Here is a 26,257-nt window from a genome sequence, read left to right as displayed (position 1 = left end):
GGTCCTCCCGGCGGCCCGACCCATCACGATCGGAGATGACTGTACGTGCGAAACGGCGCTGGTTCGGCGGCTGTCGCCCTGCTCGAATGGAGCGGTCGGTACGACGGACCGGAAGCGGCGGAAGGACACGGATGGGACACCAGGGACGGCTCGCGGGTACGGGCGGCGGCGCGACCGCGCTCGTCGTGCGGGCGGCGGACGCGGAGGAGGTGCCGCTGCCCCACTCGGGGGCCTTCCGGCTGCTGGCCGACGGCGGCGCGGCCGGGGTGAACCGGCTGAGCCTGGGCGCGGGTTCGGCCGGGGCGCCGAACCACTTCCACACCCGGTCCACCGAACTCTTCTACGTGCTCGGCGGCGCCGCCGACTTCCTCCTCGGCACGGAGGCAGTGCGGGTGGCCGAAGGCGGGCTGGTCCTCGTGCCGCCGGGGCTGACGCACGCGTTCGGCGCGGCCCCCGGCGGGGGCGCCGAACTCCTCGTCGTGCTGACCCCCGGGGTGGAGCGCTTCGGCTACTTCCGGACGCTGGGGCGCATCCAGCACGGGCTGGCGCCGTTCGAGGAGCTGCTGCCCCACCAGGACCGCTACGACGTCCACTTCCCCGGGGCCTGAGTGCCCGGCCCCGGGGTGGGCGCCGCGGGGGGGCGTACGGGCCGGCCTACTCCCAGTCGTCCCAGGGCGGGTCCGTGTCGTCGAAGTCGAAGGGCGGTTCCTCGTCGGCGTGCGGGGCCGGGGGCTCCGGGTCCGCAGCCCGGGGCGGGGACGCCGGGGACCCCAGGGACCCCGGGGGCGGGGAGGCCGGGCCGGCGGCGGCTCCGGTCCCGGCCAGCGCGGCCAGGATCCCCTCCGCGTACTTGGCCAGCTTCGCCTCGCCGACACCGCTGATCGTGCCGAGCTCCTCGGCCGTGCCGGGCAGCCGGGTCGCGATCTCCCGCAGTGTCGCGTCGTGGAAGACCACGTACGCCGGCACGCCCTGCTCCTTCGAGGTCGCGGCCCGCCAGGCGCGCAGGGCCTCGAAGACCGGCACGGCCGCCGCAGGCAGATCGACCGGGACCCGCCCGGCCTTCCCCGAGCCGGAGCCCGAGCCGGAGGACTTGCGGGCCGCGGGGGCCGGCGCGGCCTCCTTGCGCATCGGCACGCTGCGGCGCCCGCCCAGCACCTCACCGCTGGCGTCGGTCAGCACCAGCGTGCCGTAGTCCCCCTCGACCGCCAGCAGCCCCGAGGCCAGCAGCTGCCGTACGACCCCGCGCCATTCCGCGGTGCTCAGGTCCGCGCCGATCCCGAAGACCGACAGCGCGTCGTGGTCGAACTGGATGACCTTGGCCGTCTTCTTGCCCTGGAGGATGTCGATGATCTGGCCGGCGCCGAACTTCTGCCGCCGCTCCTTCGCCAGCCGCCACACCGTGGACATCAGCTTCTGCGCGGCGACCGTGCCGTCCCAGGACTCGGCGGGGGTCAGGCAGGTGTCGCAGTTGCCGCACGGCCCGGCCGCCGCCTGCCCGAAGTACGCCAGCAGCCGCACCCGGCGGCACTCGACCGTCTCGCACAGGGTGAGCATCGCGTCGAGGTGCGCGGCCAGGGAGCGGCGGTGCGTCTCGTCGCCCTCGGAGCCCTCGATCATCTTGCGCTGCTGCACCACGTCCTGAAGCCCGTACGCGAGCCAGGCCGTGGCCGGCTCCCCGTCGCGTCCGGCGCGGCCGGTCTCCTGGTAGTAGCCCTCGACCGACTTCGGCAGGTCCAGGTGCGCCACGAACCGCACGTCCGGCTTGTCGATGCCCATGCCGAACGCGATCGTGGCCACCACCACGACGCCGTCCTCCCGCAGGAAGCGCGCCTGGTTCGCAGCGCGCGTCCGGGAGTCCATGCCCGCGTGGTACGCGACCGCGTCGATGCCGTGCTCCACCAGGAACGCGGCGGTCTTCTCCACCGAGGCCCGCGACAGGCAGTAGACGACTCCGGCGTCCCCGGCGTGCTCGGTGCGGATCAGCTCCAGCAGCTGCCGGGTCGGGTTGTTCTTCGGGGCGATCCGGTACTGGATGTTGGGCCGGTCGAAGCTGGCGACGAAATGCCGGGCCCCGCCGTCCTCCGCCAGCCCCAGCCGGGCCGCGATCTCGGCGTGCGTGGCCTCGGTGGCCGTCGCGGTCAGCGCGATCCGCGGCACCGTCGGCCAGCGCTCGTGCAGCATCGACAGCGCCAGGTAGTCGGGCCGGAAGTCGTGGCCCCACTGGGCGACGCAGTGCGCCTCGTCGATCGCGAAGAGCGACACCGTGCCCCGGTCGAGCAGCCGCTGGGTGCCCTCGGTGCGCAGCCGCTCGGGGGCCAGGTACAGCAGGTCCAGCTCACCGGCGAGGAAGGCCTGCTCGACGGCCTGGCGCTCGTACGGGTCCTGCGTCGAATTCAGGAACCCGGCCCGCACCCCGAGCGCCGTCAGCGCGTCCACCTGGTCCTGCATGAGCGCGATCAGCGGTGAGACCACCACGCCCGTACCGGCTCTGACCAGCGCCGGGATCTGGTAGCAGAGCGATTTGCCGCCGCCCGTCGGCATCAGGACCAGCGCATCCCCGCCGCCGGCCACGTGCTCGATGATCTGCTGCTGCTCGCCGCGGAAGGAGTCGTATCCGAAGACGCGGTGCAGCACCTCGAGGGCATCGGGGGTCTCGGTGGGGGCGTCGACAAGGCTCATCCCAGAAGCCTATCGACCCCCACCGACACATCCGGACGCATCGGCCTCGTCCCCCGCCCCGGCGCTACCCCAGCGCCGTCGCGAAGACCGCGTACGCCTTCTCGTCGAAGAGGACGAAGCGGACTTCCTCCACGGGCTCCGCGGCGGCCGCGCGGACCGTTTCCACCGCGATCCGGGCGCCGTCGTCCATCGGCCAGCCGAAGATTCCGGTGGAGATCGCCGGGAAGGCGACCGTACGGGCCCCCAGCTCGGCCGCGACCCGCAGGGACTCGCGGTAGCAGGAGGCCAGCTGCGCCGAGCGGTCCTCGTCCCGGGACCACACCGGGCCCACCGTGTGGATCACCCAGTCGGCCGGGAGCCGGCCCGCCGTCGTGGCCACGGCCCGGCCCGTCGCGAGGCCCTTGCCGTACCGGGAGGCGCGCAGCGCCCGGCAGGCGTCCAGGATCTCGGGGCCGCCGCGCCGGTGGATGGCGCCGTCCACTCCCCCGCCGCCGAGCAGCGAGGAGTTCGCCGCATTGACGATCGCGTCCGCTTGCTCGGCCGTGATGTCGCCTTGCACGAGGGTGATGCGCACCATCAGGAGGCCCTTCTCAGATGGCGCCAGACCGCCTTGGCCGCGTTGTGCCCGGACATGCCGTGCACTCCCGGGCCGGGCGGTGTGGCGGAGGAGCAGAGGAACACGGCCGGGTGGGCCGTCGTGTACGGGAACAGGGACAGCTTGGGCCGCAGCAGCAGCTGGAGTCCGGAGGCCGCGCCGCACGCGATGTCGCCGCCGACGTAGTTGGGGTTGCGGGCGGCCAGTTCCGGCGGGCCGGCGGTGGCGCGGGCCAGCACCAGGTCGCGGAAGCCGGGGGCGAAGCGCTCGATCTGCCGCTCGACGGCTTCGGTGAGGCTGCCGCCCCAGCCTGCGGGGACGTGCCCGTACGCCCAGAACACGTGCTTGCCCTCGGGCGCCCGGCCGGGGTCCACCAGGCTGGGCTGGGCAGTGATCAGGAAGGGGTTGCGCGGGGCCCGCCCGCCGGTGGCCAGCTGGAGGGCGGCGTCGATGTCGCGGGCGCGCGGGCCGATCTGTACGGTGCCGGCCCGGCGGGGGGCCTCGGCGGTCCAGGGCACGGGGCCGGACAGGGCGTAGTCGAGCTTGAACGCGGCGGCGCCGTACTTGTAGCCGTCGTACGCGCGCCCCAGCCGGGCGATCCGGGCCAGCGCGGTCGGCGAGGTGTCGAAGACGTACGCCCGGGCGGGGGGCAGGTCGTCGAGGCGCTTGACCTCGAAGCCGGTGTGGACCACGCCGCCCAGGTCGCGCAGGTACCCGGCGAGGGCGTCCGAGATCGACTGCGAGCCGCCGCGCGGCACGGGCCAGCCGCCGGCGTGCGCGGCGAGGGCGAAGACGAGGCCGACGGCGCTCGTGCCGATCCCGCCCAGCGGGGCGATCACGTGCGCGACGAGCCCGGCGAACAGGGCCCGCGCCCGCTCCTCGTGGAAGCGGTTCAGCAGCCAGGTGGAGGGCGGCAGTCCGGCGAGCCCGAAACGGGCCAGGGTGACGGGGTCCCGGGGCAGGGCGGTCGAGGGCAGGGACATGAAGTCCCGGGCCAGGGTGTCCCATTTGCCGAGGAAGGGGGCCACCAGCCGCCGGTACGTGCCCGCGTCGCGCGGGCCGAGGGAGGCAGCCGTCTCGGAGACGGAGTGGGAGAGCACGGCGGCCGTGCCGTCGTCGAAGGGGTGCGCCATGGGCAGCGGGGCGTGCAGCCACTCCAGCCCGTACCGCTTCAGCGGCATGGTGGAGAACACCGGCGAGCCGATGCCGAGCGGGTGCACGGCCGAGCAGGGGTCGTGCCGGAAGCCCGGGAGCGTGAGCTCCTCGGTGCGGGCCCCGCCGCCGACCGTCTCCGCGGCCTCGAACACGGCCACCGAGAAGCCGCGCCGGGCCAGCTCGACGGCGGCGGTCAGCCCGTTGGGCCCCGCCCCCACCACGACCGCATCGAGAATCGACGGCACCTTGAGACTCCTTCGTCCGGCGGCGGCTGCGCTCCCAGGATATTCGCCCCGTCCACACCGGCCCCCGCCAGCGCCCGGTTCGACCGGACGGGGGCGCTCACGCGCCGCGCAGCAGCTCGCGGATCCGGACGGCCGTGGCCTCGTCGCGCCCCACGGCGAACGGCAGCTCGTTGTCCCGGTCCACCCGGAAGGGGACCCCGGCGACGGTGCTCTGCGCGCCGCCCGCCTCGGCGACGAGCAGCAGTCCGGCCGCGTGGTCCCACGCCGAGGGCCAGGTGAAGGCGAGCCCGTCCATCTCCCCGCGGGCCACCTTCAGGTACTCCAGGCCCGCCGAGCCGCAGGGCCGGGCCGCGACCCCGGGCACGTCGAGCCGGGACAGGGTCGCCTTGTCCTCGTCGGATGTGTACAGCGGGTGGGCCATGGCGACCCGCAGGTCGGCGCCGGGCTTCGGCGAACCGCTGCGGATCCGCTCGCCGTTGACGTACGCACCCTGCCCGCGCACGGCGGTCGCCAGCTCCTCCAGCGCCGGGGCGAAGGTCCAGGAGGCGAGGATCTCGCCGCGGTGGGCCAGGGCGACCAGGGTGCAGAACTCCGGGTCTCCGGCGACGAACTGCCGGGTGCCGTCCACCGGGTCGACGATCCACACCGGCGCGTCGGCGCGCAGTGCCCCGTACACGGCCGGGTCCGCGTGGACCGCCTCCTCGCCGACGACGGCGGAGCCGGGCAGCAGGTGGGTCAGGGAGGCCGTGAGGTGCTCCTCGGCCTTGCGGTCGGCGACGGTCACCAGATCGTGCGGACCGCTCTTCTGGTCCACCTCGTGGTCGGCGAGCTGCCGGAATCTCGGCATGATCTCGGCCGCCGCCGCCTTGCGGATCGCTTCTTCCACTGCGGACAGGTCTTGGGCCAGGAACTCTTCGATCATGCCCCCATCACACCACGCCCGGCTGACAAACCCCACCGCCCATCGCGTCCATTCGCCGACCTCCGGGTGGACTGCGGGTGCCGCCGGTCAGCGGGTGGGACGCCGGCGGATCATGAGGGCCGTGTACAGGAGGAAGGACGAGGCCACGCCGACCGCCCAGCCGTAGTCGGCGAGGGGCTTCAGGAAGGGGATCAGGCCCTCCTCCGGGAAGGGGCCCTGGCCGGGGGCCGAGTGGGAGCCGCCGATGGCCAGGACGCCGCCGACCACGAAGGCCGCCACCGCACTGATGTTCCAGCCGCCCGTGTACCAGTACGGGCCGCCCTCCCGGTACAGGTCGGGCAGTGACAGCCGGGTGCGCCGCACGACCCAGTAGTCCGCGATGAGGATGCCGGCGACCGTGCCGAGCAGTCCGCCGACCAGGCCGAGCCAGGTGTAGATGTACAGCTCGGGGGTGGAGGTCAGCTTCCACGGCATGATCAGGACGCCGACCACGCCCGTGATCAGCGCGCCCCGGCGGAAGTTGATCCTGCGGGGGGCCAGGTTGGCCAGGTCGTACGCCGGGGAGACGACGTTGGCCGCGATGTTCACCGAGATCGTCGCGACGAGCACCGTGACCAGGGCGTAGAGCAGCCCGAAGACGCTGTCGGTCTTGGAGACCAGCTCCACCGGGTCCCAGATCGGGGCGCCGTACACCGCTTCCGACCCGGAGGTGACGAACACCGACAGCAGCGCGAAGAGGGTCATCGTCGTCGGCAGCCCGAGTGTCTGTCCGAGGATCTGGCTGCGCTGGCCGGCGCCGAAGCGCGTGAAGTCGGGGATGTTGAGCGAGAGGGTGGACCAGAAGGCGATCATTCCCATCAGCGACGGGAAGAAGACCTGCCAGAAGTCTTCGCCCCAGCCGAGCTTGGACGGCTGGTCGAGCAGCTCGCCGAAGCCGCCCGCCTTGACCCCGATCCACACCAGCAGCGCCAGCGCGCCGACGATGACGAAGGGCGCGGCCCAGTTCTCGAAGCGCCGCAGGGCTTCCATCCCCCGGTAGATGATGGCGAGTTCGAGGGCCCAGAAGAGGATGAAGCACAGCCACAGCGGCCAGGGCTGGCCGGCGATCTCCGCGGCGTCCTCCCAGCCGCCGAAGACCTTGCCGAGCAGGACGAAGATCCCGGACCCGCCGATCCAGGTCTGGATCCCGAACCAGGCGCAGGCCACGGCCGCCCGGATCAGGGCGGCCAGGTTGGCTCCGCGCACCCCGAACGGGGCCCGGGCCAGCACCGGGAACGGGATTCCGTACTTGGGCCCGGCGTGCCCGATGAGCAGCATCGGCGCCAGCACGATGAGGTTGGCCAGCGCGATGGTCAAGACGGCCTGTTTCCAGTCCATCCCCAGGGCCACCAGCCCGGAGGCGAGCAGCCAGGAGGGGATGTTGTGCGCCATGCCGACCCACAGGGCCGTGAAATTGTACGTCGTCCAGCGCCTGGCCTCGACCGGTACGGGGAGGAGGTCGGGGTTGGCGAAGCGGCCGTCGGAGGGGACCTCGCCGGGAGCGAGCTCGACGCGGTCCCGGGTGTCGCCGATCGTGTGGTCCGGCATGTGCGCGCGTTCCTTCGGGTCGGTGGGGGGCTCGGTCAGGCTCTGAGCGCCGGGATCACGTGCTGCCCGTACGCGTCGATGGTGGCTTCCTGCGCGTCGTGCATGTCGTACACGGCGAACTGGTCGACGCCCAGGTCGCGCAGGGCCCGCAGCTTCTCGATGTGGGCCTCGGGCGGGCCGAGCAGGCAGAAGCGGTCCACGATCTCGTCGGGCACGAAGTCGGCGGACGGGTTCCCGGCGCGGCCGTGGTGGCTGTAGTCGTAGCCCTCGCGGGCCTTGATGTATTCGGTGAGGGCGTCCGGCACCATGCCGGAGTGCTCTCCGTAGCGGCCGACGAGGTCGGCGACGTGGTTGCCGACCATCCCGCCGAACCAGCGGCACTGGTCGCGGGCGTGGGCCAGGTCCTCGCCCACGTACGCCGGGGCCGCGACGCAGATGGTGACCGCGTCCGGATCGCGCCCGGCCTGTTCGGCGGCCTGCCGGACGGAGCCGACCATCCACTCGGTGAGGTAGGGGTCGGCGAGCTGGAGGATGAACCCGTCCGCCTTCTCCCCGGCCAGGGCCAGCGCCTTCGGCCCGTACGCGGCCATCCAGACGGGAAGTTTCCCGTCCCGGACCCACGGGAGCCGCAGCGCGTTCCCGTCGACCTCGGCCTCCCGGCCCTCGGCGAGGTCACGGATGACGTCGATGGCCTCGCCGAGGCGGGCCAGGGTGTTCGGTTTGCGTCCGGCGACCCGCATCGCCGAGTCCCCGCGGCCGATCCCGCACACCGTGCGGTTGCCGTACATGTCGTTGAGGGTGGCGAAGGTGGAGGCGGTGACCTCCCAGGTGCGGGTGCCGGGGTTGGTGACCATCGGCCCGATGTGCAGCTTCTGGGTGTTCGCGAGGATCTGGCTGTAGATGACGAAGGGTTCCTGCCACAGGACCGCCGAGTCGAAGGTCCAGCCGTAGCGGAAGCCGTTGCGCTCGGCGCGCGTCATGAGGCTGACGACCCGGGAGGCGGGCGGGTCGGTCTGGAGGACGAGGCCGAAGTCCATCACGGCTCCTTAGAGGTACTGGCAGGTGGAGCGGGGGATGAACACCCCGTGGCCGGCCCGGCCCGTGTACTCGCGCCGGTCGATGACGAGTTCGCCGCGGGAGAGCACGGTGTCGACGCGTCCGGTGATCCGCTTGCCCTCGTACGCCGAGTAGTCCACGTTCATGTGGTGCGTCTCGGCGGAGATGACCTGCTCGGCGTGCGGATCGTAGAGGACGATGTCGGCGTCGGAGCCCGGCGCGATGGTGCCCTTCTGCGGGTAGAGGCCGAACATCCGGGCCGGGCTCGCGCAGGCGATCTCGATCCAGCGGCGGCGGCTGATGTGCCCGTCCAGGACGGCCTGGTGGAGGAGATCCATCCGGTTCTCCACCCCCGGCAGCCCGTTCGGGATCTTGGAGAAGTCCCCGCGGCCGAGTTCCTTCTGGCCGCGGAAGCAGAACGGGCAGTGGTCGGTGGAGACCACCTGGAGGTCGTTGGTCCGCAGCCCCCGCCACAGCGCCGCCTGGTGCTCGCGCGGCCTCAGCGGGGTGGAGCAGACGTACTTGGCGCCCTGGAAATCGGGCTCTTCGAGGTTGTCGGTGGACAGGAAGAGGTACTGCGGGCAGGTCTCGCCGAACACCGGCAGGCCCTTGTCGCGGGCGGCGGCGAGCTCGGCCACCGCCTCGTCCGCCGAGACGTGGACCACGTACAGCGGGGAGCCGGCGACGCGCGCGAGCTGGATCGCCCGGTGGGTGGCCTCGGCTTCCAGGACGACCTTGCGGACCTCGCCGTGGTGGCGGGGGTCGGTCTCGCCCCGGGCCAGGGCCTGTTCGACGAGCACGTCGATGGCGATGCCGTTCTCGGCGTGCATCATGATCAGCCCGCCGTTGCCGGAGGCCCGCTGCATGGCGCGCAGGATCTGCCCGTCGTCGCTGTAGAACACCCCGGGGTAGGCCATGAACAGCTTGAAGGAGGTGACTCCCTCCCCGATCAGGTGGTCCATCTCCTTCAGGGTCCCCTCGTTGACGTCCGAGAGGATCATGTGGAAGGCGTAGTCGACGGAGCACTTGCCGTCGGCCTTGTCGTACCAGGTGTCGAGGCCCTGGCGCAGGGCCTGGCCCATGCTCTGGACGGCGAAGTCGACGATGGTGGTGGTGCCGCCCCAGGCGGCGGCCCGGGTCCCGGTCTCGAAGGTGTCCGAGGCGGCGGTCCCGCCGAAGGGCAGCTCCATGTGGGTGTGGGCGTCGACCCCGCCGGGGATGACGTACTTCCCGCTCGCGTCGATCGTGCGGTCGGCCGTCCAGGCCTCGGCGGCCGCCGAGCCGTGGGCCGCGAGGGCGGCGACGCGGCCGTCCTCGACCAGTACGTCGGCGTGGAGTTCGTCGGCGGCCGTGATGACGAGGCCGCCGCGGATGAGGGTGCGGATGGACATGTGCGGCGCCTCCCGGTCACGCGATGCTGTGCAGGGCCTTTGCGAGGATCTCGGCGCCCTCTTCCGCCTCGGCGACGGTGAGGGAGAGCGGCGGCGCGATGCGCAGCACGCTCGTGTCGTGTCCGCCGCCCTTGCCGAGCAGCAGGCCGCCTTCGCGGGCGGCCTCCAGGACGGCGGCGGCCGCGTCCGGGTCGGCCACGTCGGTGCCGGGCTTCGTCAGCTCCAGCGCGGCCATCAGGCCCCGGCCGCGGACCTCCCGTACGGCGGGCACGGTGGCGGCGATGGCGCGCAGCCGCTCCAGGAGCAGGCCGCCGACGCGGCGGGCGTTGCCCTGGAGGTCGTGCTCCAGCAGGTACGCGAGGTTGGCGACGCCGGCCGCCATGGTGACCGGGGAGCCGCCGAAGGTGGAGATGGAGTTGGTGTCGATGCAGTTCATGATCTCGGCGCGGGCCACGACCCCGCCGATGGACATGCCGTTGCCGATGCCCTTGGCGAAGGTGAGGATGTCCGGCGGCCCGTTCTGGGCGTGGGCCTGCCAGCCCCAGAAGTTGTCGCCGGTGCGGCCCCAGCCGGTCTGCACCTCGTCGCTGATCCAGAGGATGCCGTGCCGGTCGAGGACCTCGCGGAAGGCCCCGTACAGCCCGTCGGGCGGGGCGGTGAACCCGCCGACGCCCTGGATCGGCTCGGCGATGAGGGCGGCGACCCCGCCGCGGGCCTGGCCGAGCACGTCCTCCAGGTCGGCGACGGCGGCCGCGGTGAAGGCGGTGTCGTCGAGGTGCGCGAAGGGCCCGCGGGTGCGGACGGCGCCGTGGACGTAGTACGTCTGCAGCGGCGAGAGGCTCGTCGGGGACCAGCCGCGGTTGCCGGTGATGGAGACGGTCGAGAAGGACCGTCCGTGGTAGCTGTTGCGCATCGCCAGGATCTGGTTGGAGCGGCGGTACGCCGTAGCCAGCAGCAGGGCGGTGTCGTTGGCCTCGGTGCCGGAGGTGGTGAAGAAGACCCGCGCCTCGGGGATGCCGGACAGCGCGGCGACCCGCTCGGCGAGCTCGATCATCGGACGGTTGAGGTACAGCGTGGAGGAGTGGATGAGCCGGCCGGCCTGTTCGGAGACGGCCTTGGTGACCTCGGGCAGGGCGTGGGCGGTCATCGTGGTGAGGATGCCGCCGAAGAAGTCGAGGTAGCGGTTGCCGCCGGCGTCCCAGACGTGGCGGCCCTCGCCGTGCGTGAGCTCGATGGGGCGGCGGTAGTAGAGCGCGAGCCAGTCGGGCATGACGGCCTGGTGGCGGCTGTGCAGGGGAATCGGGTTGGTCACGGCTGAACGAGCCCTCCGTAGGCGTCGGGGCGGCGGTCGCGGTAGAAGGCCCACTGATCGCGGACCTCCTTGATCAGGTCGAAGTCGAGGTCCCGGACGAGGAGTTCCTCGTCCTTGCCGCTGGCGACCTCCCCGACGAACCGGCCGCGGGGGTCGACGAAGTAGCTGGTGCCGTAGAAGTCGTTGTCGCCGTACTCCTCCTGGCCGACGCGGTTGATCGCGGCGACGAAGTACTCGTTGGCGACGGCCGCGGCGGGCTGTTCCAGCTGCCAGAGGTAGGAGGACAGGCCCCGGTGGGTGGCGGAGGGGTTGTAGACCAGCTGGGCCCCGGCCAGGCCCAGGGCGCGCCAGCCCTCGGGGAAGTGGCGGTCGTAGCAGATGTAGACGCCCACCCTGCCGACGGCGGTGTCGAAGACGGGCCAGCCGAGATTGCCCGGGCGGAAGTAGTACTTCTCCCAGAAGCCCTTGACCTGGGGGATGTGGTGTTTGCGGTACTTGCCGAGGTAGCTGCCGTCGGCGTCGATGACGGCAGCGGTGTTGTAGTAGAAGCCCTCGGATTCGAGCTCGAAGACCGGTACGACGATGACCATGCCGGTCTCGCGGGCGAGCGCCTGCATCCGCTGGACGGTGGGGCCGTCGGGGACGGGTTCGGCCCAGCGGTAGTGCTCGGGCTCCTGGACCTGGCAGAAGTAGGGTGCGTTGAACACCTCTTGGAAGCCGATGATCTGTGCGCCGTCGGCGGCCGCCCGCCGGGCGTGCTCCTCGTGCTTGGTGATCATCGACTCGGTGTCTCCGGTCCAGGTGGCCTGGACGAGTGCGGCGCGGACGACTTGGGCCATGAGCTGCTCCTCGCGACGGGAACGCCGAGTTCTACGCACGTAGACAGTGTGCGTAGGGAGTAGAACGTAGGCCCCGTCACACCGTGGGGCAAGACCGCCGTGCGCGGTTGGGTGAGTCGATCAAGCTAGGGCAACGGATGATCGAATCCGCTCATTGGACGGGCGGTTTCGCAACCCGCAGGGCGTGTACGAGGTCACGGTGGTGCGTGTCGGAGAGCGCCTCGGCGGCCCGGAGGAGCCGGGGGGTGAACCACTGCGGATCGCGGCGGGCGAGGCGGACGGCCTCCTCGGCGGTGCGGACCTTGACGAAGGCGCCGAGCAGGGCGTCGGCCTCGCGGGTCCGGCCGGACCCGGCCAGGGCCAGGGCGGCCTCGGCGATCTCGGCGGCGGGGCGGGCCGCACCCTGGCGCAGCAGCGCCTCGCAGTCGGCGTACCGGCCGGCCTCGCCGAGGGCGGCCGCGGCCGCGGCGAGCCGCTCGGGCGGGAGCGAGGCCGCCTCCCAGAGCAGCGTGGCCCAGTCGGCGGCGAGCCCGGCCCGGACCAGCTCGTCGGCCAACCCTGGCAGCCGGCCGGCGGGCCAGGCCGCGGCCTCGCAGAGCAGCGCGTGGGCCTCGCCGCCGCGCCCCTGGGCCCGCAGCCCCAGCAACTCCCCGATCACCGCGGCGATCCCGCCCGGGACCGGCCCGGCCGCGAGGGGCGCGGCGCCCCGCGTGTCGGGCTCGGGGGCGGCGGGCATCTCCGGCGCCGGCGGGGCGAAGCGGGCGCGGCCGAGCGTTTCGGCGCGGGAACGGCGGGGGGCCCGGGGCTCGGGGCGGGTCTCCGCACGGGGCTCGGGGCGGGGCTCCGGGCGGGGCTCGGCGTGGGACTCGGCGTGCGGATCGGCGTGGGCGAAGCGGGCACCGCGGGGTGCGGCGGCCGCGTCCGGGTGTGCGGGCGGTGGGGTGAAGGGTGCGGGGGCCGCAGCCGCGGCGCCCGCGTACCGGGCCCCGCCGGCCCGCCGCGCACCGCGCAGCCACCGGCCCTCGGCCCGCCCCACGGGCGGCTCGGTCCGCTCCTCCCCCGCCTCACGCTGCCGCGGCACCCCGGACGCCGTCCCGCCCTCCTCCGCCCCGGCCCGCGCCCCGGCCCGCGCCCCGGCCGGGGTCTCTGCCGGGGTCTCTGCCCCGGCGGGCCCGGGCGCGGCGGACCACCCCGGCTCGGGCGGGGTGCCCAGGGCCCTGAGGCGGGACATGAGGTCTTCGTGGCGGGAGGCCGCCCTGGCGGTGTCGTCCTGGGTCCAGGCCAGTTCGCGGGTCAGGGTTTCCGCCACCGCCGGGTCCGGAGCCGAGCCGAGACGGGCCGCCAGCGTGCGGGTCGCCGCCTCCGATACGGAGCGCTGGTCGGCGGCCGCCGCCAGCAGGGTCCGGAGCTCCTCCGCCCCGCCCGGCAGCCGGTCCCACACCGCGACCGCCGCGGCCCGCAACCGGGCCGCGTACTCCCTCTCCCGCGCCGCGAGCTCCGTGCCCCGGGCCCCCGCGAGGTCCCCGAGCAGCGACTCCACCACGTCCCACGGCGGCATCGCGGCGCCGTCCAGGCAGGCCCGCAGGCCCTCCGGATCCCGGCGCAGGAACTCCCCGTACCAGCCCGTCCCCGGATCGAGTCTCTGCGCCAACCCGTGTAAGTAGCCCGAGAGTTGACCGATCGCCTGCGAAGTCGCGGTCTCCATGCCCGCATTGGATCCCACCGGTGTTACGGGCGGGCTACGGGAATCTCAAAGCTTGACGGCGATCGCGGTGTGCGGACGCTTCCCCCGCCGCACCAGGGCGGCCGGTACGTCCAAGGCCCAGAACTGCCACGTGTACTTCCGCGACATCAGCTTCCGCACCCGCGCCAGCCCCGCCTCGTCCAGCAGCCGCGCCTCGCCCTCCAGCACCTCCGCCCCTTCGGCGACCCGCCCCCGTACGTCGCAGGCACTGACCGCGACCCGCCCGTTGTTGCGGATCCGCTTCACCTTCCAGGAGTCGCTGCGCGTCCACACGTACAGCTCACCCCCGTCGGCAACCGCCCAGACCGGCGTCGCGACGGGGGTGCCGTCCTTGCGGAACGTGGTGAGGCTGACGTACTTGCCCTGGTTCAGCTCGTCGAGAGTCATCCCCGGAGCCTACGACGGCCCCCGGGGCGCGGCAGGCCGCGTACCCGGATCCCGGGCGGAGGCACGCCCGCCCGGCGCCGCGCACGCGGCAAGCAGCAGACCGGCCGCGAGCAGGGCGCCGAGGAGTGCGAAACCGAGTCGTTGGGAAGCGTTCGAGGTCGACACGCCTTCACGCCTGCCCCGCTCCCGGCCGCCCCCACCGCCGATTGGGCCGTTCGGCCCGCCGGCCCCGCCCGAAAGAAACCGCAGGTCCGCGGCCCCGACAGGACCTCGGCACAAAACTGCCGGAGCCTCAGGCCGGTACGAACACGCAGCGGCGCAGCACATCGTCCAGGGACAGTCCGAGCGCCTCGCTGAGGGCGGCCACCGTGAAGAAGGCCGGGGTCGGCGCGCGGCCGGTCTCGATCTTGCGGAGGGTTTCGGCGGACAGCCCGGCGCTCGCCGCGACCTCGACCATGCTGCGCCCGCCGCGGGCTTCGCGCAGCAGCGCGCCGAGCCGCTCGCCGCGCTCGCGCTCTTCGGGGGTGAGGGGGGTACGGACCATGGCCTCATCCTACCCCCTCCCCCAATAACTATCCCGTTAAAGTTATACCGGTATAGTTATTGGCATGGTGGAACTGAAGACAGAAGAGTCGATCAACGCGATGCGCGCCCCGGGCCGGGTCGTCGCCCATGCCCTGGCCGCCGCACGGGAAGCGGCGGCCGTCGGGGCGTCCCTGCTGGACCTGGACCGGGCGGCCCGCGCGGTACTGGCCGAAGCCGGAGCGAGCTCGCCGTTCCTCGGCTACCGGCCGCACTTCGCGCCGGTGCCCTTCCCGGGGGTCGTCTGCGCCTCGGTCAACGACGCGATCGTGCACGGCATCCCCGACGACTACCGGCTCCGCGACGGAGACCTGGTCAGCATCGACTGCGGGGCCGAGCTGGGCGGCTGGGTCGGGGACGCGGCGGTCAGCTTCACCGTCGGCCGCCCCCGCCCCGCCGACCTGCGGCTGATCGAGACCGCCGAGGCGGCCCTCGCGGCCGGCATCGCCGCCGCGCGGCCCGGCAACCGGATCGGCGACATCGCCTACGCCATCGGCACGGTCTGCCGCACCGCCGGGTACGGGATCATGGAGGACTTCGGCGGCCACGGCGTGGGCCGCACCATGCACGAGGACCCGGGCGTGCCCAACGAGGGCCGGCCGGGGCGGGGCATGCAGCTGCGCCCCGGCATGGTCCTCGCGATCGAGCCGATGCTGATCGCGGGCGGTACGGACGAGTACCGGTGCGACGGGGACGGCTGGACCCTGCGGACCGTCGACGGCAGCCGCGCCGCGCACGTGGAGCACACGGTCGCGATCACCGCCGACGGCCCGAGGATCCTCACCGCCCTCTGAACATCGGGAGCGGTCGTTCCCTACGGCTTTCCGTACGGGTGGACCACCATGGCCGATCCCCCGCCCCGCCGGGTCGTCTCGGCCGCGGCCAGCCAGCGCCCGTCCGGGAGCCTCTGGACCCCGGTCGCCGCGCCGATCTCCGGATTCTGCCGGAACCCCTGGCCCAGCGCCTCCAGTCGGCCGCGCAGCGGGCTGTTCCACAGACCCGGCTCCAGCTCGGTGGTGGTCTGGTTGCGCTGGCTGGCGCGCGGCGCCGCGATCGCGTCGACCAGCGGCAGCCCCCGGTCCAGGTGCCCGATCAGGGTCTGCAGGACGGTGGTGATGATGGTGGCTCCGCCCGGGGAGCCCACCGCGAGCACCGGGCGCCCGTGCTCCAGCACGATGGTCGGGGACATGGACGAGCGCGGCCGCTTGCCGGGGCCGGGCAGGTTCGGGTCCGGGACCCCGGGGGCCGCCGGCGCGAAGGAGAAGTCGGTCAGCTCGTTGTTGAGGAGGAACCCGCGGCCCGGGACGGTGATCGCGCTGCCGCCGGTGGACTCGATGGTCAGGGTGTACGAGACGACGTTGCCCCAGCGGTCGGCGACCGTCAGGTGCGTGGTGTTCTCCCCCTCGTACGTGGTCGGGGCGGCCTGCCCGGAGCCGCCGCAGGCCGCCGGGTGGCGCGGATCGCCGGGGGCCAGCGGGCTGGTCAGCGTACGGTCCGGGGCGATCAGGCAGCCGCGCGAGTCGGCGAACCGCTGCGAGAGCAGTTCCCGCGTGGGGACGTTCTGGGCGGCCGGGTCGCCGACCCAGCGGCCGCGGTCGGCGAAGGAGATCCGCGAGGCCTCGATGAACCGGTGGAGGTACTGGGTCTCGGACAGCTTCGACAGGTCGGTGCGCTCCAGGATGTTGAGCGCCTCGCCGACGGTGGTGCCGCCCGAGGAGGAGGGCGCCATGCTGTACACGTCGAGGCCGCGGTAGCCCACCTCGGTCGGGGCCTGGCGCTTGGCCCCGTACGCGTGCAGGTCGCCCGTGGTCAGGTCGCCGGAGCGGACGATCCGGGTGGCGGCCGGGTCCACGGGGGGCTTGCGGACGGCCCGGACGATGTCCTCGCCGATCGGGCCCCGGTAGAGCGCGCCGGTGCCCTTGCGGCCCAGCTCTGCGTAGGTGGCCGCCAGGTCGGGGTTCTTGAAGGTGGAGCCGACGACCGGCAGGGCCCCGCCCGGCAGGAACAGCTTCGCGGTGTCCGGGAAGTCCTTGAAGCGGTCCTGGTTGAGCTCGGTCTGGGCCCGGAACGTCGGGTCGACGGTGAATCCGTCGCGGGCCAGCTTCTCGGCGGGCTTCAGCATCTGGCCGAGCGACCGGGTGCCCCAGGCGTCCAGTGCGCTCTTCCAGGTGGCCGGGGTGCCGGGGACGCCGACGCCGCGGCCGCTGGTCTGGCCCTGCTCGAAGGGGATGGGGACGCCGTTCTCCTGGAACAGGGTTTCCGTCGCCGTGGCGGGCGCGGTCTCGCGGCCGTCGATGGTCTGCACCCGGCGGGACTGGGCGTCGTAGTAGACGAAGTAGCCGCCTCCGCCGATGCCGGCCGAGTACGGCTCGGTCACCCCGAGCGCGGCGGCCGTCGCGACGGCGGCGTCCACGGCGTTGCCGCCGGAGCGCAGCACCGCGATGCCGGCGGCCGAGGCGTCGGCGTCGACGCTGGCGACGGCCCCTCCGTACCCGGCGGCGACCGGAACCTTGGCGGCAGTGCCGGGGCCGCCGCCGGCCGCCTGTGACGGCGGGGCCGCCGCGCCGGTGGACACCAGCGCTCCGGCGAGGGCGGTGAGTACTAACTGACGTGCGGCCGAGCGACGCATCCGAACCTCCAGTCGACGGCCTGTCACACCCCACCGGACAGGCCTGAACCCTGAACTCGGCACTGTAACTTCACCGCACCCCCCGCGTCAGGAAGACGACGTGCGGGCTAGCATCCGGCGCATGAACGACGACGTGCGCAACATCGTGCTCGGGGTGGTGGCCACCGCGATCAGCGGCGGCTTCGGCTGGTTCTCCCGGACCTATCTGTGGCGCCGTACGCTGCGCCGCAAGCAGGCCTTCTTCGGTCTGCCCACCGGCTCCGACTGCCTGTTCGTGGTCAACCGGCAGATGGGCGGCACGGAAGGGTCGGTGCACCGCAACGACGCTTTCGCGCTGCTGGAGATATCCGCCCTGATCAAGGACTGCGGGGCCAACCTCCAGATCGTCTCCCACGACTCCGTCCGTCAAGGCTTCGGCGAGCGCGCCGAGTTCTGCGTGGGAGGGCCGGTGTCCAACGCGCGGACGGCGGCGCACCTGGCCTCCATGCTGCCGGGCGTCCGGGTCGACCTGTCGAGGGATCCGGGGCCGGACCGCGGGGCGATCCACGTCGGCGGGGAGACGTACCGCTGGGAGAAGGGCCAGATCGACCACGTACTGCTGGCCCGGCTGACGACCGGGCCGGGCAGCCGCCCGGTGTTCCTCGTCTCCGGGCAGACCGCGATCAGCAACCAGGCGGGCGCCCGCTACCTGGCGCGCCACCACAAGGACCTGGCGCGCCGCTACCGCGGGGACTCCTTCTGCGTGGTGCTGAAGGTCAACAACTCCGACGCCTACGGCCCGGACGTGGTCGACCTGCTGGCCGACGTCACCCGGCAGGCCCGGACACCCGCAGCGGCAGCCGTGTGATCCCGTTGATGAAGTTCGAGACCAACCGGCGTGGCGGGCCAGCGAGTTCGGGGGCCGGCATCGCCGCGCGCCACTCCTCGTGGAGCACGCGCAGCTGGAGCCGGGCGAAGTGGGCGCCGAGGCAGACGTGCGGACCGTCGCCGAAGGAGACGTGCGGGTTGGGCGTGCGGCCGAGGTCGAGGCGCCCGGGGTCGCAGAAGACGCGCTCGTCGTGGTTGGCGGAGGCGTGGAAGACCACCACCTTGTCCCCGGCGCGGATCGGCCGCCCGGCGAGCTCGGTGTCGACGGCGGCGGTGCGGCGGAAGCTGAGCACCGGCGGGTGGACGCGCAGGAGTTCGTCCACCGCGCGGTGCACCGGCACCCGGCCGTCGGCGAGCGCCCGGTACGCGTCCGGGTCGCGGGCCAGGGCCAGCAGGCCGCCGGGGGCCGCGCTGCGTACGGTGTCGTTGCCCGCGACGGTGAGCAGGAAGAAGAACATCTCCAGCTCGGCCGGTTCCAGTCCGGCCTCCGCGAGGGCGGTCATCACGTCGTCGCCGGGGTGCGCCCGCTTGTGGGCGGCCAGTTCGCAGGCATAGGCGAACATCTCGCCGAGCAGGGCCGGGGAGCGCGGGTTCAGGGGCTTGCCGTCGGGGCCGAGCAGGGGCGCGGGCGCGTCCTCGGGATCCTGGTAGCCGATGATCCGTACGGTCCACTCCAGCAGCAGGCCCCGGTCGGCGGCCGGAACGCCGAGCATGTCGGTGAGGTTGAGCAGCGCGTACTCGTCGGTGACCGCGGCGACCAGGTCGGCGGCGCCGTCCTCGGCTCCGTCCCGGGCGGCGGCCAGCAGCGTACGGGCGCGCTCGCGGACCCGGCCCGTGAAGGCGTCGACGCGGGCCGGGGTGAAGGCGCGGGAGACCAGCCGGCGCAGCCGCCCGTGGTCTCCCGCCGCTCGGCGCGGGTCCTGGTTGAGCATGGTGCGCCGCAGGAACGGCAGGTCGGCCGGGTCCGGATCGCGGATCTGGGTGGCGCCGAGCCAGGAGGAGTACGCGGCGTGGTCGCGCAGCACACGGACCACGTCGGCGTGCCGGGTGACCGCCCGGAATCCGGGGCCGGCGGGCCAGCCGGCGATCTCGGGCTCCTCCTGCCAGGCCACCGGGTGGTGGTCGCGCAGCATCCGGTAGCTCTCGTACGGGATCCCGGCCCCGTAGATCCGGGGGTCGAACACGTCGGGCACGTACGCGGCGGGGTCCATGGGGCCACGGTGGCCGGAGCCCCCGCCCCGCCGCAAGGGGACGATCAGTCGCCGAGTTCGCAGCGGGCGGGGCCGATGTCGGTGTCCGGGCCGAGCAGGACGACCCGGTACCGCGGTTCGGTGGAGGCCACCGTGCACACCAGCTGCTGGCGGGCCGTCTCGGACAGGGTGGCGACCTTGAACGGCACGCCGACCCCGATGGTGTCGGCCGAGATCATGGTCGTCCCGGCGCTGGCGCCCTGTTTCTTGATGTCCAGCACGGGCAGCCGGGTCTCCAGGCCCGCGGCCTTCTGCGCTTCGCTGGGGCCGACGAGCAGCCGCACGAGGAGCAAGGTCTCCGACACCGAGGGCTGATCCCTGTCGGGTATGGGGAAGAGCCGCCCGTCGGACGTCACGAGGTAGACCGTCCCCTTGGTCCCGGGCCCGGGCACGACGACCTTCGCGGCGGCTCCGCTCTCGATGACCCCGGTGGGCTTGATCCCGCAGCCGGTGAGCAGCGGTCCTCCCAGCAGCAGGGCGACGGCGGCAGCGGCCGCCCGTGTCCGGGTCATGCGTCGGCCTCCAGGGGCATGTCGAGGGTGAACACCGCTCCCCCGGCGGCGCCGTTCGCGGCGCGCAGGGTGCCGCCGTGCAGCCGGACGTTCTCCAGGGTGATGGCGAGCCCGAGGCCGCTGCCCGCTGAGCGGGTACGGGCGGCGTCGGCCTTGAAGAACCGGTCGAAGATGTGCGGCAGCACCTCGGGGGCGATGCCGGGCCCGCTGTCGGCGACTTCGATCAGCAGCCGGGGGCCGTCGGGCCGCGGCTGCGTGCGCACGCCGACGCGGACCGGGGCGCCGCCGTGCCGGAGGGCGTTGCCGACGAGGTTGGCGAGGACCACGTCGAAGCGGCGCGGGTCGAGCCGGGCGCGGACCTTCGACGGGAGGTCGGTGAGCACCCGCTCGTCGTCCCAGTGGCGGCGCTCGAGGGTCTTGCGCACCGCCTCGGCCACGTCCACGTCGTCGAGGTTGAGCTCGGCCGCGCGGGCGTCGAAGCGGGATATCTCCATGAGGTCCTCGACGAGGACGGCGAGCTTTCCGGTCTCGGCGCTGACCAGCCGCAGGGCGGCGGCCGTGTCGGGGTCGAGACGCTCGGCCTCCTCGTCCAGGACCTCGGTGACGGCGAGCATGCCGGCCAGCGGGGTGCGCAGTTCGTGGGAGACGTCGGAGGCGAAGCGGCGGGCCCGGGCCTCGGCCTCGCGCAGTTCGTCCACCGACTGTTCGAGGGCGCCTGCCGTCTCGTTGAAGGTGCGGGCGAGTCCGGCGAGCTCGTCGGAGCCGCGGACCTCGATCCGGGTGTCGAGGCGGCCGCTGCCGAGCCGCTGGGCGGCGCGGCGCATGTCCCGTACGGGGCGCAGCACGCTGCGCGCGGCGAGCAGGGCGGGGATGACGGCGATGGCGAGGCCCGGGACGGCGCCGCGCTTGGCGGCTTCGACCATCGCCTCGACCGTCTTGCCCTCGGTGGTCAGGGGCATCGTCGCGAAGAGGATCAGGCCGGTGGGTTCCCGGACGTCGTGGTGGAGCCAGACGGCGGGCATCCCGACGGCGAGGTACGGTCTGCCGGCCGGATCGGTCACCCGTTGGAAGGCGCCGTGCGGATGGGCCGTCACCTGGCGGCGGAGCTCCCCGGTGACCACGGTGGAGGTGGGCGCGCTGGTGCTGGAGGCCCGCAGGGTGCCGTACTCGCCGAAGACGTTCCAGGGGTTCGGCTTGCCCTTCTTCCCCAGCTCGGTGACGATCCGCTGGAGCTGTTCCTGGTCCAGCGGCAGGTCGAGCGGCTGGGTCTCGATCTGGTCGCGCAGGGTGCTGACCGCGGTGTCCTGGCTCTGCTTGAGCACCGCGGTGCGGGCCTGCTGGTAGGTCAGCGCGGCCGTGGTCACCGCGCTGATCGCGGCGACCAGCAGGAAGGCCGCGATCAGCCGGGTGCGCAGCCCGAGCGGCGCGATGCGCCTCACAGCGGGCCGAAGCGGTAGCCGAAACCGCGCACGGTCTGGATGTAGCGGGGGCTGCCGTCGGGGTCCTCGACCTTGGTGCGCAGGCGGCGTACGCAGGCGTCCACGAGCCGGGCGTCGGCGTGGTAGCTGTGCTCCCACACGTACTCCAGGAGCTGCTGGCGGGAGAAGACCTGCTCGGGCGAGCCGGACAGGTGGAGCAGGAGTTTGATCTCGCTGGGGGCGAGGGGGACGCGTTCGCCGTTCTTGGCGACGGCCAGCCCGGCCCGGTCGATGGCGAGCTCGCCGTGGAACTCGACCTCGGGGCGGCTGCCCGCGGGGGCGCCGAGGCGGCGGAGCACGGCCCTGATGCGGGCCTCGATGACCTCGGTGCGGGCGGGTTTGACGATGTAGTCGTCGGCGCCGGCTTCGAGGCCGACGACTATGTCGAAGTCGTCGCCGCGGGCGGTCAGCATGATGATCGGGAGCTGGCTGGTCTCGCGGATGCGGCGGCAGACCTGCACGCCGTTCATCCCGGGCAGCATGAGGTCGAGCAGGACCAGCTCCGGAAGGAAGGTTCCCATCAGCGCGAGGCCCGCCTCGCCGGTTTCGGCCGCGGCCACCTCGTGGCCGCGCCGGCGCAGGCCGAGGCCCACCCCTTCCCGGATGGAAGGGTCGTCCTCGATCAGCAGTACGCGTGGCATCCGGTCATTATCCAAGGTGCTCGAAGGCTTGTTCTCTCTCTAGCGGCTGATCTTGCGCCGCGCGGAGTCCAGCAGGTCGGTGATTTCCGTGAGGCCGAGCGGCCTGGCGAGGAGGACGACGACGAGCGCGAGCGCCGCGGTTCCCGCGGCGACGGCTGCGAAGTCGCCGAGGCCGTCGGCGGCCCGGGCGGCCGCGTATCCGGCGGCGGCCCCGGGCAGGCAGGCGGTCAGCAGCCGCAGGTGGGTGCGGACCGCGGTGGCGCGGCGCTCCGTACGGGTTCCGGTGCGCGGGCCGAGCCTGCGGGCGAGGGTGTACGCGGTCACCGCGAGGCCCGCGGACAGTGCGACGGAGTAGGCGCCGGCCATGCCGGTGACCGCCCAGCGCGGGGGCAGCAGCAGGTAGGCGGCGGCGGACAGTCCGGCGTTCAGGGCGGCGATGACCAGGTTCAGGAAGAAGGGGGTCCGGGTGTCCGAGAGGGCGTAGAAGGCGCGCGAGAGGACGTACTGGCCGGAGAAGGCGATCAGGCCGGGGGCGAAGGCGACGAGCATGCCGGCCATGAACTCGGTGTCGGCGGCGCCGGTGCGCCCGTACCCGAAGACGCTGCCCATCACCCAGGGGGCGAGCGCCGCGAAGAGGGCGGCGGCGGGGACGACGAGGGCTGCGCTGGAGCGCAGCGCGTAGGAGACGTCGCGGCGGAGCGCGCCGAGGTCGCCGTCGGTGGCGGCAGCACTCATCCGGGGCATCAGGGCGGTCACGAGGGAGACGGTGATGATGCCCTGCGGGACGATCCACAGCTGGTAGGCGTTGCTGTAGGCGGTGTACCCGGCGCCGCCCGCGAGCCCGGCCTCCACGGCCCGGTGTCCGGTGGCGGTGGAGAGCCGGGTGACGACCCAGTAGCCGATCTGGTTGGTGAGCACGAGCATGACCAGCCAGCCCGCGTTGCGCAGCGGGCGGGCGAGGCCCTGGCCCCGCCAGTCGAAGCGGGGGCGCCAGCGGAAGCGGGCGGCGCGCAGCGAGGGGATGAGCGCGAGGGCCTGGATGACGATGCCGGCGGTGGTGCCGAGGCCGAGGAGGCGGGTTTCGCCGGCCGTCAGGCCGTCCGCCGAGCCGTGGGAGACGTACAGGAAGAGCCCGAAGACGCCGATGATCACGAAGTTGTTGAGGACGGGGGTCCACATCATCGCGCCGAACCGGCTGCGGGCGTTCAGCACCTGGCCGAGCAGGGTGAACAGCCCGTAGAAGAGGATCTGCGGCAGGCAGTAGCGGGCCAGGGCCACGGTGGTGCTCGCCTGGCTGCCGGTGTACGGGGTGTACGCGGCGACGATGAGCGGCGCGGCCACCACGGCGACGGTGGTCAGTACGACGAGCGCCGCGGTGCACGCGGTGAGCAGCCGGTCGGTGTACGCGGCCCCGCCGTCCTCGTGCTCCTTCGCGGCCCGGACCAGCTCGGGGACGAAGACCGCGTTGAGCGCGCCGCCGATGAGCAGCATGTACAGGATGTTCGGGACGGTGTTGGAGACGGCGTAGCCGTCGCCGAGCAGCCCGGTGCCGAGCGCGGCGACGACGACGGCGGAGCGGACGAATCCGGTGGCGCGGGAGACGATCGAGCCGGCCGCCATGAGGGCGCCGCTGCGCAGCACCGAGGTCTTCCCCGGTGCCGCGTCGGCGGCTCCGTCGGCGGTGGGGCCGGTGGCCGGTCGGGTGTCGGTGGTGGTCACCGGCGGGCCAGGTAGGCCTGGAATGCCTTGTGGAGCGCCGTGTTGGCGTATCCGTCCATGGGGGTCTCCCACTCGCCGAGCGTTTCGACGACCTGCCCGCCGGTGCCGAGCTTCCAGCGCAGCAGCCCGAAAGAACGTTCGTCGGGGTCAAGGGTGGAGGGTACCCCGCGCATGTCGTACTCGTCGGCTCCGAGATCGAGGGCGTCGCACATCATCCGCCACTGGAGCGCGTTGCTGGGGCGGACCTCACGGCGGTGGTCGGCGGAGGCGCCGGTCTGGTACCAGACCCGGTTGCCGGCCACGATCATGGTGTGCGCGGCGAGGATCTCGCCCTGGTGGACGCCCAGGTAGAGGCGCATCCGACCGGGCGCCTCGGCGTTGAGGACCTCGTACTGCTGCTGGTAGTACGAGAGCGAGCGGCCGAGGCGGAAGCCGTCGCGCTCCTCGGTGATGCGCAGCAGCCGGTAGAACTCGGGCAGGTCGGCGGCGGAGCCGACGACGGTCTGCACTCCGGCCTTCTCGGCCTTGCGGACGTTGCGCCGCCACTCCTGGTTGAGGCCGGACCACAGCTCGTCCCGGGAGCGCCCGGCGAGCGGTACGCGGAAGACGTGGCGGGGCTGGGCGTCGCCGTCGTCCTCGCCCCCGCAGCGCTTCCAGCCGCGGGTGCGCAGCCGGTCGGCGAGGGCTGCTCCGACCGGGTCGACCTCGGTGGCGAGCACGTCGGATATCTGCCGGCCCGGCCCGGTCCCGGACTTGACGGCGGCGGCGTCCCAGCGGCGATAGGCGGGCGTGGGCCCCATCCGGACGGCGAAGGCGCCCGCGGCGCGCAGGTGACGCTTCAGGGGGTCCAGCCACCGGTCGATGTGCGGGTCGGACCAGTCGGCGACCGGGCCTTCGGGGAGGTAGGCGAAGTATTTTCGGGTGCCGGGGAATTGGCGGTAGAGGACCAGCCCGGCACCGGCCGTCTGCCCGTCGGGGTAGTGCCATGCGACCCTTTCCGAGCGCCAGAGGTCCTTTACCTCGGCCCAGGACGGGTACTGCAGAAAGCTCGCGTTCCGGTTCCGGAAAAGGAAACCCTGGTATTCCGGTACGGACATGGGACGCACACTCAGCTCCCGCTCCGGGGACTGGTGTCGCTGGGCGGGGTTCACGAGCAGTGCGCACACGGCAAATCGGCCTTCCTGTACGTCCGGGGATGCGGGACACACAGGACTCTCACAGGAGTCCGTGACCGGCGTGCGCGGCGATTGTGACCGGACGATGACCGTTTCGCTGCGGCCCACGTCACAACAGAAAGTCGGATCTTTTCGGCGGTTTGTGCAACCTAAAGTCATGCCGTCCGCATCTCCATTTGCGAACGATCATTACTTGGAGGGGTTTCGTTGAGCCGCACACGCCGTACCGCACGCAGTCGCCACGCCATGCTGGCCGGGACCGCACTCATGGCCGCCGCGCTGACCGCCTGCGGGGGCGGCTCGGGCGGTGACGCGAAGGGCTCCGGCGCGGCGGACGCCAAGAAGAAGCCGGACATGGCGATATCCGTGAACCTCACGGGCGATCAGGCCAAGCCCGGCGAGCCGGTGAAGGTGACCCTCCCGGAGGGGAAGCTGGCCACGGTGAAGGTGTCCGACGGCAAGGGCGGCGAGCTGCCCGGGAAGATAGCCGACGACGGCAAGTCCTGGACGTCCGAGCGCAACGCCTCGCCGGGCACGGACTACAAGGTCGAGGCGCAGAACACCGACAGCCAGAGCGCGAGCGCCCAGTTCAAGACGGTCGCCGCGGACAAGGTGAACAAGGTCACGATCAACCCGGGCAAGGCCACTCCGGTGGTGGGCATCGCCCAGCCGGTCTCGATCGTCTTCGACAACCCGGTGAAGAACAAGGCCGAGGTGGAGAAGCACCTGAAGGTCACCACCTCGAACAACACCGAGGGTTCCTGGGGCTGGTTCAAGGACTACAGCGGGAACGACCGGGTGGACTGGCGGCCGAAGGAGTACTGGAAGTCCGGCACCGACGTCAAGGTCGAGATGAACCTCAACGGGGTGGACTCGGGCCAGGGCGGCGGGATGTTCGTCAAGGACTACAACACCGAGTTCAAGATCGGCAAGGACCGCCGGCTCCAGGTGAACCTCGACACCCACAAGATGACGGTGACCGAGGACGGCCAGGCGGTGAAGACCATCCCGGTCTCGGCGGGCACGCCCGGCGGCCAGAAGGCCTCCTGGTCCGGGAAGATGGTGCTGATGGCCAAGGAGGGCACCATCCGGATGGACTCCCAGACGGTGGGCCTGGGCGACTCCTACGACAAGATGGTCGACTACTCGATGCGGGTGACCTGGTCGGGCATGTACATCCACGCCGCGCCGTGGAACTCCGGCAACTTCGGCCGCGCCAACACCAGTTCCGGTTGCGTGGGCATGAGCGACGCCAACGCGAAGGACCTGTTCGCCGAGACCCAGCCGGGCGACCTGGTCGAGGTCACCGGGGACGGGTCCAAGGGCAAGGCCGACATCGGCAACGGCTACGGCGAGTGGAACCTGTCCTGGGACGAGTGGAAGGCCAAGAGCGCCCTGGCCGGCGGCGCGGGCGCCACTCCCCAGAACGGCTGATCCGCGCACTTGACACACCTTCAATCGTTACCAGCGCGTAGCTCACCGACGGGTTACC

The 26,257-nt window shown here is 72.8% G+C and carries 23 protein-coding genes; 4 read left to right on the top strand and 19 right to left on the bottom strand.

Translation table 11 applies throughout. The annotated features are described in order from the left end of the window. Positions 1–131 precede the first annotated feature (131 nt). Positions 132–608 (top strand): cupin domain-containing protein, encoded by a 477-nt coding sequence (locus ACFXGI_RS33530; protein WP_384715071.1) that lies wholly within the window; start codon positions 132–134, stop codon positions 606–608. Positions 609–654: 46 nt separating this feature from the next. Here the strand turns inward: ACFXGI_RS33530 and recQ are convergent, their stop codons facing one another. The 12 genes from recQ to ACFXGI_RS33470 form a co-directional block, all read right to left on the bottom strand. Continuing rightward, complete coding sequence (gene recQ, locus ACFXGI_RS33525) at positions 655–2,679, bottom strand: DNA helicase RecQ (protein ID WP_384715068.1); 2,025 nt, start codon at positions 2,677–2,679, stop codon at positions 655–657. A 64-nt stretch (positions 2,680–2,743) separates the two neighbouring features. Then, entirely contained in the window at positions 2,744–3,256 is a 513-nt protein-coding gene (locus ACFXGI_RS33520; RefSeq protein WP_384715065.1) for an O-acetyl-ADP-ribose deacetylase, read from the bottom strand. Further along, on the bottom strand, positions 3,256–4,674 hold the full coding sequence (locus ACFXGI_RS33515; RefSeq protein ID WP_384715062.1) for a phytoene desaturase family protein: 1,419 nt from the start codon (positions 4,672–4,674) through the stop codon (positions 3,256–3,258). The genes ACFXGI_RS33520 and ACFXGI_RS33515 overlap by 1 nt, the downstream gene beginning before the upstream one ends. A gap of 97 nt (positions 4,675–4,771) precedes the next feature. Further along, positions 4,772–5,596, bottom strand: coding sequence for an inositol monophosphatase family protein (locus tag ACFXGI_RS33510; protein ID WP_384715059.1), 825 nt, complete (start codon positions 5,594–5,596; stop codon positions 4,772–4,774). 87 nt (positions 5,597–5,683) lie between these two features. After that, a complete protein-coding gene (locus tag ACFXGI_RS33505; RefSeq protein ID WP_384715057.1) occupies positions 5,684–7,183 on the bottom strand; it encodes an NCS1 family nucleobase:cation symporter-1 in 1,500 nt (499 codons plus the stop codon). 35 nt (positions 7,184–7,218) lie between these two features. After that, positions 7,219–8,220 carry a TIGR03842 family LLM class F420-dependent oxidoreductase gene (locus ACFXGI_RS33500; protein WP_384715054.1) on the bottom strand — a complete coding sequence of 334 codons (1,002 nt, stop codon included), beginning with the start codon at positions 8,218–8,220 and terminating at the stop codon, positions 7,219–7,221. Between the two features lie 9 nt (positions 8,221–8,229). Beyond that, positions 8,230–9,630 (bottom strand): dihydropyrimidinase, encoded by a 1,401-nt coding sequence (gene hydA / locus ACFXGI_RS33495; RefSeq protein ID WP_384715051.1) that lies wholly within the window; start codon positions 9,628–9,630, stop codon positions 8,230–8,232. A gap of 16 nt (positions 9,631–9,646) precedes the next feature. Next, the gene (locus ACFXGI_RS33490; protein ID WP_384715092.1) at positions 9,647–10,900 is read right to left on the bottom strand and encodes an aspartate aminotransferase family protein; all 1,254 of its coding nucleotides are present in this window, start codon (positions 10,898–10,900) and stop codon (positions 9,647–9,649) included. A gap of 38 nt (positions 10,901–10,938) precedes the next feature. Next, complete coding sequence (locus ACFXGI_RS33485; RefSeq protein ID WP_030858274.1) at positions 10,939–11,781, bottom strand: nitrilase-related carbon-nitrogen hydrolase; 843 nt, start codon at positions 11,779–11,781, stop codon at positions 10,939–10,941. 151 nt (positions 11,782–11,932) lie between these two features. Next, positions 11,933–13,432 carry a UL36 very large tegument protein gene (locus ACFXGI_RS33480; RefSeq protein ID WP_384715048.1) on the bottom strand — a complete coding sequence of 500 codons (1,500 nt, stop codon included), beginning with the start codon at positions 13,430–13,432 and terminating at the stop codon, positions 11,933–11,935. Positions 13,433–13,531: 99 nt separating this feature from the next. Next, on the bottom strand, positions 13,532–13,912 hold the full coding sequence (locus ACFXGI_RS33475) for a PPOX class F420-dependent oxidoreductase (RefSeq protein ID WP_384715045.1): 381 nt from the start codon (positions 13,910–13,912) through the stop codon (positions 13,532–13,534). A gap of 292 nt (positions 13,913–14,204) precedes the next feature. After that, entirely contained in the window at positions 14,205–14,456 is a 252-nt protein-coding gene (locus tag ACFXGI_RS33470) for a helix-turn-helix domain-containing protein (protein ID WP_384715042.1), read from the bottom strand. Positions 14,457–14,520: 64 nt separating this feature from the next. Here ACFXGI_RS33470 and map point away from each other — a divergent pair, with 64 nt between their 5' ends. Further along, positions 14,521–15,288 carry a type I methionyl aminopeptidase gene (gene map, locus ACFXGI_RS33465; RefSeq protein WP_384715039.1) on the top strand — a complete coding sequence of 256 codons (768 nt, stop codon included), beginning with the start codon at positions 14,521–14,523 and terminating at the stop codon, positions 15,286–15,288. A gap of 20 nt (positions 15,289–15,308) precedes the next feature. On the opposite strand, the gene ggt is transcribed toward map, so the two are convergent. Continuing rightward, positions 15,309–17,123 (bottom strand): gamma-glutamyltransferase, encoded by a 1,815-nt coding sequence (gene ggt, locus ACFXGI_RS33460; RefSeq protein WP_384715036.1) that lies wholly within the window; start codon positions 17,121–17,123, stop codon positions 15,309–15,311. Positions 17,124–17,244: 121 nt separating this feature from the next. Between ggt and ACFXGI_RS33455 the strand changes: the two genes are divergently transcribed. Next, the gene (locus tag ACFXGI_RS33455) at positions 17,245–17,970 is read left to right on the top strand and encodes a hypothetical protein (protein WP_030858262.1); all 726 of its coding nucleotides are present in this window, start codon (positions 17,245–17,247) and stop codon (positions 17,968–17,970) included. Here ACFXGI_RS33455 and ACFXGI_RS33450 read toward each other — a convergent pair. Genes ACFXGI_RS33450 through ACFXGI_RS33425 form a run of 6 tightly spaced genes read right to left on the bottom strand, consistent with a single transcriptional unit; the run spans position 17,930 to position 24,687 of the window. Next, positions 17,930–19,201 carry a cytochrome P450 gene (locus tag ACFXGI_RS33450; RefSeq protein ID WP_384715033.1) on the bottom strand — a complete coding sequence of 424 codons (1,272 nt, stop codon included), beginning with the start codon at positions 19,199–19,201 and terminating at the stop codon, positions 17,930–17,932. The genes ACFXGI_RS33455 and ACFXGI_RS33450 overlap by 41 nt on opposite strands. Positions 19,202–19,245: 44 nt before the next feature. Next, a complete protein-coding gene (locus tag ACFXGI_RS33445; RefSeq protein WP_384715030.1) occupies positions 19,246–19,752 on the bottom strand; it encodes a hypothetical protein in 507 nt (168 codons plus the stop codon). After that, on the bottom strand, positions 19,749–21,191 hold the full coding sequence (locus tag ACFXGI_RS33440) for an ATP-binding protein (protein WP_384715027.1): 1,443 nt from the start codon (positions 21,189–21,191) through the stop codon (positions 19,749–19,751). The genes ACFXGI_RS33445 and ACFXGI_RS33440 overlap by 4 nt, the downstream gene beginning before the upstream one ends. Further along, entirely contained in the window at positions 21,188–21,871 is a 684-nt protein-coding gene (locus ACFXGI_RS33435) for a response regulator (RefSeq protein ID WP_384715024.1), read from the bottom strand. Before ACFXGI_RS33435 ends, ACFXGI_RS33440 begins: the two co-directional genes overlap by 4 nt. Positions 21,872–21,910: 39 nt before the next feature. After that, entirely contained in the window at positions 21,911–23,590 is a 1,680-nt protein-coding gene (murJ, locus tag ACFXGI_RS33430; protein WP_384715021.1) for a murein biosynthesis integral membrane protein MurJ, read from the bottom strand. Continuing rightward, complete coding sequence (locus ACFXGI_RS33425) at positions 23,587–24,687, bottom strand: lipid II:glycine glycyltransferase FemX (protein WP_384715018.1); 1,101 nt, start codon at positions 24,685–24,687, stop codon at positions 23,587–23,589. The genes murJ and ACFXGI_RS33425 overlap by 4 nt, the downstream gene beginning before the upstream one ends. A 285-nt stretch (positions 24,688–24,972) precedes the next feature. On the opposite strand from ACFXGI_RS33425, the gene ACFXGI_RS33420 reads away from it, so the two are divergent. Continuing rightward, the gene (locus ACFXGI_RS33420) at positions 24,973–26,199 is read left to right on the top strand and encodes an Ig-like domain-containing protein (protein ID WP_384715014.1); all 1,227 of its coding nucleotides are present in this window, start codon (positions 24,973–24,975) and stop codon (positions 26,197–26,199) included. Positions 26,200–26,257: the final 58 nt, after the last annotated feature.

It is taken from the genome of Streptomyces sp. NPDC059355, from assembly GCF_042752335.1.
Lineage (GTDB): Bacteria > Actinomycetota > Actinomycetes > Streptomycetales > Streptomycetaceae > Streptomyces.
The sequence above is the reverse complement of the archived record's forward strand: the minus strand, read 5'-3'. Positions and strand labels throughout refer to the sequence as shown.

Excerpts from the sequence above, each read along its gene's own strand:
- ACFXGI_RS33450 (WP_384715033.1), bottom strand. The coding sequence starts at position 19,201 with ATGGACCCCGCCGCGTACGTGCCCGACGTGTTCGACCCCCGGATCTAC.
- ACFXGI_RS33485 (WP_030858274.1), bottom strand. The coding sequence starts at position 11,781 with ATGGCCCAAGTCGTCCGCGCCGCACTCGTCCAGGCCACCTGGACCGGA.
- ACFXGI_RS33475 (WP_384715045.1), bottom strand. The coding sequence starts at position 13,912 with ATGACTCTCGACGAGCTGAACCAGGGCAAGTACGTCAGCCTCACCACG.
- ACFXGI_RS33500 (WP_384715054.1), bottom strand. The coding sequence starts at position 8,220 with ATGGACTTCGGCCTCGTCCTCCAGACCGACCCGCCCGCCTCCCGGGTC.
- ACFXGI_RS33445 (WP_384715030.1), bottom strand. The coding sequence starts at position 19,752 with ATGACCCGGACACGGGCGGCCGCTGCCGCCGTCGCCCTGCTGCTGGGA.
- ACFXGI_RS33520 (WP_384715065.1), bottom strand. The coding sequence starts at position 3,256 with ATGGTGCGCATCACCCTCGTGCAAGGCGACATCACGGCCGAGCAAGCG.
- ACFXGI_RS33435 (WP_384715024.1), bottom strand. The coding sequence starts at position 21,871 with ATGCCACGCGTACTGCTGATCGAGGACGACCCTTCCATCCGGGAAGGG.
- map (WP_384715039.1), top strand. The coding sequence starts at position 14,521 with ATGGTGGAACTGAAGACAGAAGAGTCGATCAACGCGATGCGCGCCCCG.
- ACFXGI_RS33510 (WP_384715059.1), bottom strand. The coding sequence starts at position 5,596 with ATGATCGAAGAGTTCCTGGCCCAAGACCTGTCCGCAGTGGAAGAAGCG.
- ACFXGI_RS33425 (WP_384715018.1), bottom strand. The coding sequence starts at position 24,687 with ATGTCCGTACCGGAATACCAGGGTTTCCTTTTCCGGAACCGGAACGCG.
- ACFXGI_RS33490 (WP_384715092.1), bottom strand. The coding sequence starts at position 10,900 with ATGCCCGACTGGCTCGCGCTCTACTACCGCCGCCCCATCGAGCTCACG.
- recQ (WP_384715068.1), bottom strand. The coding sequence starts at position 2,679 with ATGAGCCTTGTCGACGCCCCCACCGAGACCCCCGATGCCCTCGAGGTG.
- ACFXGI_RS33455 (WP_030858262.1), top strand. The coding sequence starts at position 17,245 with ATGAACGACGACGTGCGCAACATCGTGCTCGGGGTGGTGGCCACCGCG.
- hydA (WP_384715051.1), bottom strand. The coding sequence starts at position 9,630 with ATGTCCATCCGCACCCTCATCCGCGGCGGCCTCGTCATCACGGCCGCC.
- ggt (WP_384715036.1), bottom strand. The coding sequence starts at position 17,123 with ATGCGTCGCTCGGCCGCACGTCAGTTAGTACTCACCGCCCTCGCCGGA.
- ACFXGI_RS33470 (WP_384715042.1), bottom strand. The coding sequence starts at position 14,456 with ATGGTCCGTACCCCCCTCACCCCCGAAGAGCGCGAGCGCGGCGAGCGG.
- ACFXGI_RS33505 (WP_384715057.1), bottom strand. The coding sequence starts at position 7,183 with ATGCCGGACCACACGATCGGCGACACCCGGGACCGCGTCGAGCTCGCT.
- ACFXGI_RS33530 (WP_384715071.1), top strand. The coding sequence starts at position 132 with ATGGGACACCAGGGACGGCTCGCGGGTACGGGCGGCGGCGCGACCGCG.